The sequence below is a fragment of the Allobosea sp. 01N443 genome, from assembly GCF_056399325.1.
This window is the reverse complement of the sequence record NZ_JBFTRC010000045.1, coordinates 1-13,306: the sequence shown is the minus strand read 5'-3', so window position 1 is coordinate 13,306 and position 13,306 is coordinate 1. Positions and strand designations below refer to the sequence as shown.

General features: G+C 65.5%; 10 protein-coding genes and 1 pseudogene. 7 read left to right on the top strand and 4 right to left on the bottom strand.

The features are described 5' to 3' along the window. Positions 1-79: 79 nt before the first annotated feature. Positions 80-1,236: pseudogene (locus tag AC1DRP_RS13770) on the bottom strand (aminotransferase class I/II-fold pyridoxal phosphate-dependent enzyme). 98 nt (positions 1,237-1,334) lie between these two features. On the opposite strand from AC1DRP_RS13770, the gene AC1DRP_RS13765 reads away from it, so the two are divergent. The 5 genes from AC1DRP_RS13765 to AC1DRP_RS13745 all read left to right on the top strand — a co-directional run bounded on the left by AC1DRP_RS13765 (position 1,335) and on the right by AC1DRP_RS13745 (position 6,265). Further along, the gene (locus AC1DRP_RS13765; RefSeq protein WP_441508168.1) at positions 1,335-2,297 is read left to right on the top strand and encodes a substrate-binding domain-containing protein; all 963 of its coding nucleotides are present in this window, start codon (positions 1,335-1,337) and stop codon (positions 2,295-2,297) included. A gap of 76 nt (positions 2,298-2,373) precedes the next feature. Then, positions 2,374-3,264, top strand: a complete 891-nt coding sequence (locus AC1DRP_RS13760) for an ABC transporter substrate-binding protein (protein WP_441508167.1) — start codon at positions 2,374-2,376, stop codon at positions 3,262-3,264. Further along, positions 3,261-4,184, top strand: a complete 924-nt coding sequence (locus AC1DRP_RS13755; protein ID WP_476768744.1) for an amino acid ABC transporter permease — start codon at positions 3,261-3,263, stop codon at positions 4,182-4,184. Before AC1DRP_RS13760 ends, AC1DRP_RS13755 begins: the two co-directional genes overlap by 4 nt. Then, the gene (locus AC1DRP_RS13750; protein ID WP_441508165.1) at positions 4,181-4,960 is read left to right on the top strand and encodes an amino acid ABC transporter ATP-binding protein; all 780 of its coding nucleotides are present in this window, start codon (positions 4,181-4,183) and stop codon (positions 4,958-4,960) included. Before AC1DRP_RS13755 ends, AC1DRP_RS13750 begins: the two co-directional genes overlap by 4 nt. A gap of 114 nt (positions 4,961-5,074) precedes the next feature. Beyond that, entirely contained in the window at positions 5,075-6,265 is a 1,191-nt protein-coding gene (locus AC1DRP_RS13745) for a M20 aminoacylase family protein (RefSeq protein WP_441508164.1), read from the top strand. Positions 6,266-6,341: 76 nt separating this feature from the next. On the opposite strand, the gene AC1DRP_RS13740 is transcribed toward AC1DRP_RS13745, so the two are convergent. Beyond that, positions 6,342-7,187 (bottom strand): carboxylesterase family protein, encoded by an 846-nt coding sequence (locus AC1DRP_RS13740; protein WP_476768743.1) that lies wholly within the window; start codon positions 7,185-7,187, stop codon positions 6,342-6,344. Positions 7,188-7,495: 308 nt separating this feature from the next. Beyond that, positions 7,496-8,485: an AraC-like ligand-binding domain-containing protein gene (locus tag AC1DRP_RS13735; RefSeq protein WP_476768742.1), complete on the bottom strand. Its 990-nt coding sequence runs from the start codon at positions 8,483-8,485 to the stop codon at positions 7,496-7,498. 269 nt (positions 8,486-8,754) lie between these two features. Between AC1DRP_RS13735 and AC1DRP_RS13730 the strand changes: the two genes are divergently transcribed. Next, entirely contained in the window at positions 8,755-11,853 is a 3,099-nt protein-coding gene (locus AC1DRP_RS13730; protein WP_476768741.1) for a S8 family serine peptidase, read from the top strand. Positions 11,854-11,949: 96 nt separating this feature from the next. Here AC1DRP_RS13730 and AC1DRP_RS13725 read toward each other — a convergent pair whose 3' ends face one another. Further along, positions 11,950-12,279 carry a RidA family protein gene (locus AC1DRP_RS13725; RefSeq protein ID WP_441508160.1) on the bottom strand — a complete coding sequence of 110 codons (330 nt, stop codon included), beginning with the start codon at positions 12,277-12,279 and terminating at the stop codon, positions 11,950-11,952. Positions 12,280-12,386: 107 nt separating this feature from the next. Here AC1DRP_RS13725 and AC1DRP_RS13720 point away from each other — a divergent pair, with 107 nt between their 5' ends. Further along, entirely contained in the window at positions 12,387-12,998 is a 612-nt protein-coding gene (locus AC1DRP_RS13720; RefSeq protein ID WP_476768740.1) for a LysR family transcriptional regulator, read from the top strand. The last annotated feature ends 308 nt before the right edge of the window (positions 12,999-13,306 follow it).

Genomic DNA, 13,306 nt, shown 5'->3' with positions numbered 1-13,306 from the left:
CCGGCTGGCTGACGATGCTCCCGGCTATAGCGCAAACCCCGGCATCCGCCAGCACTGGAACGCAGCTCCGTTCCCGCGATCAGGGGGACCGGGCGAGAGCGATCGCATCGGCCACTTCCTCGTAGCGATCGGTTAGGGTCGCGGTCGCGACGCGGATATGGGCACTGGGCAGGACCGAGAACTTGCTGCCGGGATTGACCGCGATGTTGCGCGCGGCGAGCGTCACCATCGCGAAGGGCTCCGAGATGATCGGAACCCACAGGCAAAGGCCGCTTCCGGGCGCGGTGTGGATGCCGCGCGCGGCCAGCGCCGCAGCGAGCCTGTCGCGCCGCTGCTTGTAGATGATGCGAGCCTTCGCCACGATATCCCGACTCGCCTCGTCACGCAGCAGCCAGGAGGTTGCGCCCTGGAGCAGGCGGCTCGTCCAGCCCGCGCTGAAGGCCCGATAGGACTGGACCTGTTCGACGATCGCAGCCGAACTCGACAGCACCGCGAGCCGCAGATCGGGCCCGAGGGTCTTCGAATAAGAGACGATATGGATGGTGCGCTCCGGAAAGCGCACGCCGAGTGACGCGGGCGGTGCCTCCGAGATGTCGGCCACGCCGTCATCCTCGATGATCAGCGCATCGCTCTCAGCAAGGATGTCGCCGATCAGCGCGAGCCGTTCAGCACTGACCGTCTGCCCCGTAACCGAGTGCAGTCTTGGCTGGAACACGAATGCAGCAAGCCGCTCCTGCGCCGCGGCGCGGAGCGAGGCCGGCAGGGGGCCGTGCTCGTCGCAGGCCACAGGCACGATCCTGACGCCAAGATCCTCGAGGATGTCGAGCAGCCGCATGGCCGTCGGATGCTCGATCGCGACGGCCGAGCCCGGCGCCACAAGGGCCCGCAGGGTATTGTAGACGGCATTGTAGCCGCCATTGGTGGCGAGGAATGCTTCCGGCCGATAGGGCCAGCGCGCTTCGGCCGCCTCGCGCAGTTCCGGTACGACCCGGCTCCGTAGGTGCCGTTGCGCCCCCGGCCGCGAATGATCTTCTGGCGGCGCAATTCGCTCCAGGCCTCGGAGATCGTCGCCGGACTGACCTTCATTTCGTAGGCGATGTCGCGGATCGCCGGCAGCCGCGCCCCGACAGGCAGCGCCCCCGCCCTGATCAGCGCGCTGGTCTCCAGGGCGATGCCCCGGATGCTGCGATCAACGATCGTTCTTGCGAGCCAGTCGGCGCTGATCGAGCTGTTCATCTGCCGGCCATTTAATGTTCAATAACATAATAACATTTGCGCAGTTATTTTTGAACATTTAGCACTTGGCCTGTCGAGAGCTTTTCAGAGTTGCCAACATGGCTGTGACGCTGCGCCTTGCACTCCGCGATTGGGACTATATGACCCCGCTCGTTCTTGGCGACGTCTCCTCGCCCCGGCTGAAGATCCAGGTCGATCGCGTCGGCACACTGGTCGGCGATCTGGCCACCGACGAAGCTTACGATGCCGCAGAGCTGTCATTCAGCCGCTATGCCCAGCTGCGCCATGACGGCAACGACACGATCGTCGGCATGCCGAACTTCATCATGCGCGGCTTTCGTCATCGCTGCATCGTGACGACCAAGGACAGCTCGATCCGCACGCTCGCCGACCTTGCCGGCAAGAAGATCGGCGTCACAGGCTGGCGCGATTCCGGCAACACCTGGACCCGCGCCGCCGTGCGCCGCGAAGGCGTCGGCGTCGAGGACGCTATGTGGTATGCCGGGCGCCTGACCGAGGCTCACCCGATCACCGACCGCCTCGACGGCTTCGGTCGTCCCGGTCGGATCGAGGCTGCTCCGGGTGAGCGCCCGATGGTGGATCTCCTGCGGGATGGCGGGCTCGATGCCGTCTTCACTCCCTTCATGCCCAAGGGCTTCTTCGATCCGGCCTCGCCGTTCCGTCAGGTGCTCGAGGATTTCCGGGCGGCGGAGACCACCTATTTCCACGAGGTCGGCTACATCCCGGGCATGCACCTGATCGGCTTCAAAGCCGAATTCGTCCGCGACCACCCCTGGATCATGGACGAGCTCAGTGCGTTGATCGACGAGTCGCAGCGGCTCTGGCTCGAGAAGCGCGAGAAATACGCCGATACGACACCCTGGATGTTCGACGAGCTGCGCCGTTGCGCCCGCGATCTGCCCTCTTCGTGGAGCGCGAGCGGTTTCGCCGAGAACGAAGTCATGATCGCCGATTTCGCGACCGAGCTCCATGAGCAGAAGATCCTGCCGCGCCTGCTGACACCGGCCGAGCTTTTCCCGCGGCAAGCGCGCACCCGCTGACACGCCCGAGAAGCGTTGCGACAGGCCGGCGCCACCGCCCGGCCTGCAAGTTCAGACAAGAATGGGGAGTAGCACCATGTATTTCAGATTGATTGCCTCCGTCGCCTTCGCCGGATTGACGCTGGCCGGATCCGCGCTGGCCCAGCAGGGCACGATCGCGAAGCAGACGGTCAACGAGGAGCTGCGGGCGCGCCTGCCTGAGACGCTGCGCAGCAAGGGCAAGATGATTTCGGTCAATAACGGCTCCTTCCCGCCCTACGAGATCGTCACCGGCACCGAGATGAGCGGCGCCAGCTCCGACCTCACCGATGCCATCGGTCAGGTCCTGGGCGTCACGATCGAGCATGCGACGGTGGGAGGCCTGCCTGCCCTGCTCGCCGGCGTGAATGCCGGGCGCTACCAGTTCGCCTTTGGCCCGGTCGGTGATTTCAAGAGCCGGCAGGAAGCCAACGACTTCGTCGACTGGGTCCAGGAATTCGTCGTCTTCGCGGTGCAGAAGGGCAATCCCAAGGGCATCACCTCGCTCGACACCGCCTGCGGCAACCGCATCGCCGTCATGGCCGGCGGCTCGGCCGAGCGCGTCATCCAGGTCCAGGCAGAGAAGTGCAAGGCGGACGGCAAGAGCCCCATCGAGGTGCAGTCCTATTCCGATCAGCCGAGCTCTATCCTGTCGGTCCGCTCCAAGCGCGCCGATGCCTTCTTCTCGTCGCAGGCGCCCCTCACCTATTTCGTCGCGCAGGCCAACGGCCAGCTTGAACTCACCGGCGTCGGTGCACGCAACGGGTTTGAGGATCTCTATCAGGGCGCTGTGGTCCCCAAGGGCTCGCCGCTCGGCCCGGTTCTGCGCGATGCCGTCAAGATCCTGATCGATAACGGCACCTATGCCGCGATCATGAAGAAATGGGGGCTCGAGAATAACATGCTCAAGGAGCCCGGCCTCAATCTGGGCGGGGCCCTGCCGAAATGAGCGGCGAGCCCGCGATGACAGCGCCACCCTCGGGCGGCGCCGACCCGAGGGACGTGGTCAATGCGCACGCCCCCTTCCCGATCGCACGCCTGATCCTCTGGGCGGTCACGGCCATAATCGTCGTCGATTTCGGCCTGATCGTCGCGAGGAACGAAAATTTCGGCTGGCCGGTCGTCGCCGCCTATTTCTTCGACCGCACCGTGCTCAATGGCCTCTCGGTCAGCCTCGGATTGACGGTCGTCGCTATGGTAATCGGCACCGCGCTCGGGCTCGTGCTCGCAATCGCGCGGTTGTCGAAGGACACTCTCGCGAGCTCCTCCGCGTCGCTGTTCATCTGGTTCTTCCGTGGCACGCCGCTGCTCGTGCAGTTGATCTTCTGGTACAATCTCTCGACGCTGTTCCCCCAGATCTCGCTCGCAATCCCGTTCGGGCCGAACCTGGCGAGTTGGGAAACCAACTCGGTCATCACCCCGGTCACCGCCGCCATCGTCGGCCTCGCGCTGAACGAAGCGGCCTATATGGCGGAGATCATCCGTGGCGGCCTGCTTTCGGTCGATCGCGGCCAGGCCGAGACCGCCGAGGCCTTCGGCATGACCAAGGGCCGGGCATTGCGGCGGATCATCATTCCCCAAGCCATGCGCTCGATCGTACCGCCGACCGGAAACCAGCTCATCAGCATGATCAAGGCGACCTCGCTCGTCAGCGTCATCGCCATGGCCGATCTGCTCTACTCGGTTCAGTCGATCTACAACCGCACCTTCGAGATCATCCCGATGCTGCTGGTTGCGGTCCTCTGGTACCTGCTGATCACCTCGATCCTCAATGTCGGCCAGAGCTATATCGAGGCCTATTACAGCCGCGGCGAACGCCGCGACGGCGCGGCTGCTCCGCTGCCAGCCGTGCAGGAGGCAAGCCATTGACCGCCGCTGCAGCGACCACGCCGCTCGTCAGGGCGCGCGACATCCACAAGTCCTTCGACCATCTCGAGGTGCTCAAAGGCATCGACCTCGACGTGATGCCGGGCGAGGTCGTCGTCATCCTCGGGCCTTCGGGTTCGGGCAAGTCGACCTTCCTGCGCTGCATCAACCATCTCGAAGCCATCAACCGGGGCTTCATCGAGGTGGATGGCGAGCAGATCGGCTACCGGATGCGCAACGGCCGGCTGCAGAAGCTCACGGGCAACGGCATCGCGCGCCAGCGCCGCAAGATCGGCATGGTCTTCCAGCAGTTCAATCTCTACCCGCATATGACGGCGCTGGAGAATGTCATCGAGGCGCCGATCGGCGTCCATGGCATGAACCGCAGGGACGCGACGACGGGGGCGCTCGACCTGCTTGATCGGGTCGGCCTCTCCGACAAGGCGGCAAGCTATCCGCGCCAGCTCTCCGGCGGCCAGCAGCAGCGCGTCGCCATCGCCCGCGCCCTGGCGATCAAGCCAAAATTGATGCTGTTCGACGAGCCGACATCGGCGCTCGACCCCGAACTGGTGGGCGAAGTCCTGACGACGATGCGCGATCTCGCCCGGCAGGGCCTCACCATGATCGTGGTGACCCACGAAATCGGCTTCGCGCGCGAGGCCGCCGACCGGGTCGTGTTCATGGATGGCGGCAAGATCGTCGAAATGGGCCGGCCGGAGGAGGTGATGGACAATCCGCGCCATCCGCGCACCCAGGCCTTCCTGTCGCGCTTCCTCTAACCTTCCGTGCTCGCATCGGCATTCCCGAAGACGCCGATCCACTGTTCGGGCCGGTGCAGTAGCCGCCGTAGTCCGGCCAGTGCCGGGTCGCATCCGCAAAGACCGAGATAGATCATGTCCGCGCTCGACAACAGCTTCGCCCGCGTCTCCGATTTCGAGGCCATGGAGGCCGATCTCAGGGCGACCCGCCGTTACCTTCACGCCAACCCGGAACTCTCCCACGAGGAGGCCGAAACCGCGCGCTATGTCGCCGACAAGCTCACGGCCTGGGGTTACGAGGTGACCCGCAACGTCGGCGGCCATGGTGTCGTGGCGCGCCTCAGCAGCGGCACCGGGGCGGGCAGCATCGCGATCCGCGCCGACATGGACGCGCTGCCGATCACCGAAGAGACCGGCCTTCCCTATGCCAGCCTCCAGCCCGGCAAGATGCATGCCTGCGGCCATGACGGGCACACCGCCGTCCTGCTCGGCACGGCCGAATACCTTGCCCGCACGCGCCGCTTCGACGGCACGGTGACGCTGATCTTCCAGCCGGCCGAGGAGGCAGGCAAGATCAGCGGCGCCCAGGCGATGATTGCCGACGGGCTGTTCGAGCGCTTCCCCTTCGATGCGATCTTCGGATTGCACAATCATCCCGGCGCGCCGGAGGGCACGATCCTGCTGCGATCCGGCCCGATGATGGCCGCCGCCGACACGGTCACCATCACGATCAGGGGCAAGGGCGGCCATGCCTCGCGCCCGCATCTGACCATCGACCCGGTCGTGGTCGCCTGCCATCTCGTGGTCGCGCTGCAGACTGTCGTCTCACGCAATATCGACCCGACACAGACGGCTGTCGTCACGGTCGGCACTATCCATGCGGGCCAGGCCGTCAACGTCATCCCTGAAGAGGCCAGGCTGGCGCTCAGCGTACGCTCCTTCGAGCCGAAGATCCGCGACCTGCTGGAGGAGCGCGTCGTCAGGCTCGCCCGCTCGGTCGCGGAAGGCCACGGCGCGTCGATCGAGATCGACTACGAGCGCGGCTATCCTGTCGTGGTCAACGCCGAAGCCGAGACGGCCTTCGCGCGCATGGTCGCCGAGGAGCTGGTCGGCGCCGACAAGGTAGCGACCTGCCATCTCATCCCAGGCAGCGAGGACTTCGCCTATTTCCTCGAGCACAGGCCAGGAAGTTTCCTGCGCCTCGGCAATGGCCTCAACTCACCGATCCTCCACAGTGCGCAGTATGATTTTGCCGATGACAGCCTGACCGTCGGCGCCGCGCTGTGGGCCCGTCTCGTCGAGCGCTATCTGCAGGCCAACGGATAAAGCCGGGCCCTGTCGGCTTTCCGGATGCCGCCCCATAGTTGCCCTAGGCTCCACCGGAGCAACTTGCGGCGCGACGCTATCGTGGCGCGCGCTGGCTGAAGAGCCAAGTGCGCCATTCCGGCGCCAAGAACTGGTCCGGGCTGACTTTATGGTCCATCCCGTCATAGGTCACGAACATGGGCGAACCGCCGGCCCTGGCCAACGCATCGGCCCATGATCTCGATGCGGCATACGGATTCTCGCGGTCGGCCGTTCCATGGACGATCAGGAACGGGACCTTCGCCGCTTGTTGCGCCAGGCTGCGCTGCGGCGGAACTCCCGAGAATGCGACAACGCCCGCGAACGTCTTGGGCTTCGTTGCCGCGGCAATGATCGCCGCCGACGCCCCCATCGAGAACCCGACCAGGTAGACCCGCTGCGGATCAACCGGCAGGCGCCGTTTCAAATCCTCGACCAACGCCAGAACGTCAGCAAGCTGATCGCTCGGTTTTGCAACCCGATTACTGCCGTCGCCAGCATAGTTCGCGCTGCGCGTCGGAAATTGCGGCACGACGACATATGCCGGAAATTCACGGGCAATCGCGGGAGCGGCCCAGCTCCGGATGAAGGGCCCGACCTGGCTGACATTGTCGGTGCCCACCCCGCCCGATGCATGCAGCGCGATGACAAGCGGCAATTTCGCTTGGCTTTGAGCGGCCGGCGAAAGCAGACGATAGGGAATGCTATGCCCGTTGGGAGCGGCGAAGACGCTCGGCTGGAATAGATCAATTGGCATTTTGACGAGGGACTCGACCGCGGCCAACTGCGCCGGCGATGGCTGGGAGATGCGCCGATCTTCCCTGATTTCGCCGCCTAGAGCCCCGGATCCGGCTATGGTGAATGCCGCAAGCAGCGTCGCGGCAAGATTGAGCGATCGGCGCATCGTGTCCTCATCGGTTGCGAAATCTCAGGGTTCACCGCCTCTTCATCTGCCGTCGTCTGACGCTTCACAAACGGTCAAATCTCTGCCGAGCTGATAGATTTTCTTTGGGCTCAGGGCAGGCAATTGGCCTTCGGGCCGCTTTGTGGATTGTCGAGGGCGAGCGACCCTAGATCGTTTCGCGGCTCAGCCGGCGAATGCGGCTCAACCTCGCCTGCGAAGGTCTCACGCCTCGCGACGGCTCAGGACTTCCGGATGCAGATCAGCTCGTTCGCACCGACCACTGGCGGGGCCGCAAATACCGTCAGTGACTACCAGTCCAGGCGTCGTAGCCAGGCCTCCAGACTGTCGTCGCCGGGCTCGGCCGGTGCGAGGACACGGATCTGGGCGGCCTCGCGGGGCGCGACCCCGAACCGGGCCTTGAAGGCGCGCGAAAAAGCATCGTCGCTGGAAAAGCCGAACCTGCGCGCGAGTTTGCCGATGCCGCCTCGTTCGAGCGACGCTCCGTTCAGCGCGAGACGCGCGCGCTCCAGCCTGCGCCGGCGGATATAGTCCGAAACCCCGCCCAGTGGCGCGAACAGGCGGTACAGCGCCGAGCGTGACAGCCCGAAGGCGCAGCAAAGCATGGCCGCATCGAGCGCCGGGTCAGCGATATGGCGGTCGATGAAGCGGCACATCGTCGCCAGCGTGGCCGTCAGCGTGGATGGAGCGTCCTGGTCGCGCATCAACGAAGGCGCAAGGCAGGCTGCGAGGAGATTCGCGCTGGCCTTGAGAAGGCCGGGTGYCTCGCGAGGGCCGAGCTCCTGCGCTGCCCTCAGCAGGGCCTGCAGATGGTCTCCCGCGAGCCTGCCCAGCGCCTCCCGGCCCGACAGCACCGTGCCATGGGCTCTGTCGATTGCGTCGGCGTCGAGCCCGAGCAAGGCGCGGGGGAGAACAAGGTTGATTGCCCGCATGTCGCTGGCATGCGACCKCATGGGACGCGACAGGTCGAGGATCAGGACGTCGGACGGGCCGGCTCGCATCTCCTTGCCGTCGATATCCAGCGTCGTATGGCCGGACTGGTAGAGCTGGATCAGCAGGTGGTCGACGCCAACGGCGCCGATCAGCCCCTCCGAGCGCTCGTAGCGCTGGGCGCTTGTCATCACCTCTCCGACAAGGGCGACACCGAGATGATGGCGGCGGATGTCTCCCCGGAAGGTGGAGCGCCAGTCGCCGGAGAGAGGCTGGACGTCGAAAACCGGTGCGATTTCCTCGCGCCACCGGCCGAACATCCGCTGGGAATCGCAGTCCTGCTCGCTCACCCCTACGCCCCGTTTTCTCGACGCTGCTGCGCGGCGCCTGCGGCCGGCTGTGGCACGACACGCCCCATGCAATGCCTCCTAAACACCGAACGAGTGACCGATCGTCAAGAGACTGATTTCAGCCGCCTTCGACCTGGTTCATGGCTTTGGCACGGCAACGCGGTTGATTGGGACGCCATGCCGGCTTCGACCTCTCTCGACCATTCCAGCCTCATGTTACGGACCTGTGATCGATCCGCCTGAGCGGATGCCTGCCTCGAGACCTGCCCATGCCGTTTGCCGCAACGCGATCCACCCGTCTTCGCTCCTCCCTCCTCGCCACGACTGCTTCGGGCTTCCTCCTCGCGCTCGCGCCAACGGTGATCTCCGCGCAAGAGATCGCGGCCTTGCCAGATGCGTTCGCCGGCCGGCCCGCCCGCATGCTGCCGCGCGCCCTGGCGCTGCTGCCRCCCGCCGCAAGCTTTGTCACGCCGGAGTACAATGCCAGTTATGGGCTGGCCCAGATCGGTGCTGCCGACGCCTATGCGCTGGGGCTCACCGGCAAGGGCGTGCTGGTCGCGGTTGTCGACAGCGGCATCGATCCGACTCATCCGGAGTTTGCGGGGCGGATTTCGCCGCTGTCGCGGAACTTCGGGCTCGACCGCCCCGACCCCGCGGATATCGTCGACCGCGACCCGACCGCCCATGGCACCCATGTCGCCGGAACCATCGCCGCGGCCAGGGACGGGGTCGGAATGCAGGGTGTTGCCTATAATGCCGAGRTTCTTGCCCTGCGCGCCGTCGTGCGAGGGCCGGGAGGGGATATTCCAGCCGCGATCCGCTATGCGAGCGAAGTCGGCGCGAAGGTCCTCAACGGCAGCTATGGTCCGTCCTATCCCTCACCCACGCTTCCCGACGGCAGTCCCAACCCGGACTATCAGCTGTTCCCGATCCAGCCCTACCAGCAGGTCGGCACGGCGGCGGAAGTTGCGGCCATCCGGCAGGCCGGCGCCTCCGACATGGTCATGGTCTTCGCCGCCGGCAACGAGCGGGAGGATCAGCCGGTCATCGCGCGCAACCCCACCGGCGCGGCATTCTATCCGGCGATCCGGCCAGGGAACGACAATAAGAACCTCTATGTCGTCCTCGACAATGCCGGGGACCAGGTCGATGCGAGCAAGCTCGATTATTCCGATCTCCAGCCCTACACGATTGCCGTCGTCGCCGTGGACCGTGATCGCAAGATCGCCTCCTTCAGCAACTATTGCGGGATTGCAGCAGCCTGGTGCCTCGCGGCGCCCGGCGTCAACATCCTTTCGACAGTCCCGGCTGACAAGGGTCTGAGTCCGACGCAACCCTATAATCTGTCGARCGGCACCTCGATGGCCGCGCCGCATGTCGCGGGCACCGCAGCACTGGTCCGCGAAGCCTTTCCGTTCATGACCGCGCCGCAGGTGGTCCAGTCGATCCTGACCACCGCGACAGATCTCGGCTCCCCCGAGATCTATGGCTGGGGTCTCCTCAATGCCGGCAAGGCGGTTCGCGGCCCCGGGCAATTCCTGCAGACCTTCGATGTCGACACGAAGGGCTATTCCGGCTCCTTCGCCAATGACATTTCCGGCGCCGGCGGGCTGGTGAAACGCGGCGATGGCCGCCTCGAACTGTCGGGTCGCAACAGCTATGCCGGCGGCACCTCGGTGATCGGCGGCACGCTCGCCCTGAACGGATCCGTGACCTCGGCCGTATCGGTCGGCCAGGGTGGAACCCTGCGTGGCACGGGCCTCATCGAGGCCGGCCTGTTCAGTGCCGGCACCGTCATGCCTGGCAATTCGCCGGGAACGCTCTTCGTCAAGGGGCCGGTCGCCTTCGGCAGCACCAGTCGGTTCGTGCTTGATATCGACGGCTCCGGAACCCGCAACGGCACTGGCAACTATTCACGGTTGGTGACGACGAGCTCGGCCGGTAGCGTCGCCGCCAATGGACGTCTTGTGCCGGTCCTGCGCGGCATCTCCGGCAACGCGTCCAATCAGTTCACGCCTGCGGTCGGTTCCTCCTTCGGCATTCTCGCTGCAGCGGGCGGATTGAGCGGCAGCTTCACCGGGCTTGACCAGCCGGCAAGCGGCTTGCCCGGCAATGCCCGCTTCGATGCCCTCTACCGCGCCGACGGCCTCTCATTGATCGTGACGCCCGGCTCCTACGCAGCTCTCTCAGGTCTCGGCGGCAACGCCTGGGCCGTCGCCCAGGCCCTCGACAGCACGCGTCCCGCTGCCGGAATACGCCCCGATGCCGGCCGGCAGGAGGTGTTCGACGCGCTCTATACCACCGCGCCGGGCGCGCTCGCGCCAGCGCTGGGCTCGTTATCGGGACAGAGCTACGCCGACGCCAGGATGGCTATGATCACGGCGCAACGCATGGTCGATTCGGCCCTCGACCAGCGTCTGACTGCCGGGAGCTCTGCCCTCCCCGGCCAGGCCCCGAACCCGGGCGAGGCTGGGTATGCGAGCCTGGGCAAATCCGCGGCCGCGCGTCCGAGGCAACAGGCAGCCGCGCTCCAGCCCGGACGAGACGGCGTGGTTTGGGGACAGGCTCTCTATGGCTTCGGGCGCACTGGCAGCGACAGGTCCGGGCCCGGCACGGATTTCGGCGTGGCCGGAGCCCTGCTCGGCGTCGAACGTTCCGTGTTCAGTACGAGCCTGATCGGCGGTGCCGTCGGATACGCGCGCTCGAACGGCGATCCCAAGACCGATGCCGCGGGCCGGGTGACCGTCGACAGCTACAGCATCTCGGCCTATGGCCGCACGCGCCTCGGCGATCTGACCCTGCGCGGCGCGCTGGGCGGGACCTATGGCAAGACCGAGAACCGCCGGACGATCCAGCTCAGTCACGTCCAGCGCGTCGCCCATGGCGAGACGGATGGCTACGGCGTCTTCGGGCATCTGATCGCCGGATATGGCCTTGCTTCCATCTCCGGTCTTGAACTCTCGCCCGAGGCCGGGCTCAGCCTGAATCATTTCCGCCAGGGCGGGCTGACGGAAAGCCAGGCCGGCGCGTTCGCGCTGACACTGCGCGGCGAAAGCCAGACCTCGACCCGCACATTGGTCGGCGGCCGGCTGGCGACTCCCCTTACCTCCGATGAGCGGCTGCGTTTTGACCTCAAGGCCTATTGGTCTCATGAGCTGGCGGACAACGTCGCGATCCAGCGAGCGGGCCTTCTGGGCACCGCGTTTGCAGTCCGCACCCCTCGGGCCTCACGTGACGGAGCCGTGATTGGAGCAAGCCTCTCGGGGGCGATCGCGCCCAAGGTCGATGTGACAGGCTCCTATGACGGCGAGTTCCGTCGCGGCGCGACAAGCCACCGCTTTTCGCTTGAGGCCAGGACCCGCTGGTGAGGTCGGAGCGGCCTGGGCTCACGGGAGAGGGCAATCGGAGTGCGGTTCCCGCCGGGGAGCCGCGCTGAACGCGAGCTTGGCGTAGATCAGGGCAACCTATGTCACCTCGACGATGGCTTCGATCTCGACGGTGATTCCGAACGGGAGGCTGCCGACGCCGATTGCGGAGCGGGCATGCCGCTCGCCAAAAATCTCGACGAAGAGGTCCGAGTAGCCATTGATGACCTTCGAATGCTCAGTGAATTCACGCACCGCATTCACCATGCCGAGAATCTTCACGACGCGTCGGATCCGATCGAGCGAACCGAGCTCTTCCAGAAGGATCGCACGCTGCTGCAGGCCGACGAGGCGCGCATGCTCCGCGGCCTGTTCAGTCGAGACGCCTGCGCCGACCTTTCCGGTCGGGACCTCGCCCCCCGCGCACATAGGTCGCCGCCCGGGTCTTCACGGCGGGCAGCTGCAGCCCACGCTGCTTGATGCCCTGTTCGATCGACATTTCCTGTCCCCTTCCAGAAATTGGGAAGCCGTCCCGCGTGGCGGGCCGGTGGCGTGCCCAAGGGTTGCGATCGCCTTTCAGCGATAGAGCTCTAGGGTCAACCAATGCAATAGATCACATCAATCTGAGCAGACTCGACCTCAATCTGCTGCCCGCTTTTGATGCGCTTCTGTCTGAAGGCAGTGTCACGCGCGCGGCCAAGTGCATTGGCATAGGCCGACCTTCCATGAGCCATGTGCTCAACCGATTGCGCAGGCTGTTCAGGGACGATCTGTTCATCCGCGCTCCCGTTGGGATCAGGCCGGCCCCAGGCGCCCTGCGGCTTGCCGGGCCGATCCGCGAAGCGCTGTCGATGATCCAGGGGACGCTGCTTCAGGGAGAGAGTTTCGATCCGCTTCAGCCCGAGCGCGTCTTTCTGCTGGGGATGCCCGACAGTGTTGAAGTGCCGCTCCTGCCGCGGCTGATGGCACTGCTGGCGTCAATCGCGCCCAGAGTGCGCATTCAGGTTCGCGCGATCGACCGTTTCACCATTCTCGAGCTGCTCGACGGGCACCGCCTGCATCTGCGTGCCGCGGGCCTTCTCACTGAAGGCTCTAATCACCACAAGCGGCGCCGCCTCCACACCACCAACGATCAGACGTCGCCATGATCTGGCATCGATCCTATGACCACGACCCGGCGCATCGCTGGTTTCGCGAGACCATGTCAGGGCTCGCCGCAGCGCGTTAAAGCGAGTGCGACCGACGATACAGCCACGATGCTGACTCCTCAGCCGCCGTTTAGCGCCGCAGTTCACCGGTGCTTTGCGGCGCTGTGGCGCGAGATTGAGCGCAGAACGCAGAAAACCCCGCCTCTTATGTGAGACGGGGTTTGATATTTGATTTGGTTGCGGGGGCCAGATTTGAACTGACGACCTTCAGGTTATGAGCCTGACGAGCTACCGGGCAGCTACCGGGC

What these genes read in the sequence shown, in the direction of transcription:
- AC1DRP_RS13755 (WP_476768744.1), top strand. Translation starts at nt 3,261, where the DNA reads ATGAGCGGCGAGCCCGCGATGACAGCGCCACCCTCGGGCGGCGCCGAC.
- AC1DRP_RS13725 (WP_441508160.1), bottom strand. Translation starts at nt 12,279, where the DNA reads ATGTGCGCGGGGGGCGAGGTCCCGACCGGAAAGGTCGGCGCAGGCGTC.
- AC1DRP_RS13765 (WP_441508168.1), top strand. Translation starts at nt 1,335, where the DNA reads ATGGCTGTGACGCTGCGCCTTGCACTCCGCGATTGGGACTATATGACC.
- AC1DRP_RS13745 (WP_441508164.1), top strand. Translation starts at nt 5,075, where the DNA reads ATGTCCGCGCTCGACAACAGCTTCGCCCGCGTCTCCGATTTCGAGGCC.
- AC1DRP_RS13740 (WP_476768743.1), bottom strand. Translation starts at nt 7,187, where the DNA reads ATGCGCCGATCGCTCAATCTTGCCGCGACGCTGCTTGCGGCATTCACC.
- AC1DRP_RS13760 (WP_441508167.1), top strand. Translation starts at nt 2,374, where the DNA reads ATGTATTTCAGATTGATTGCCTCCGTCGCCTTCGCCGGATTGACGCTG.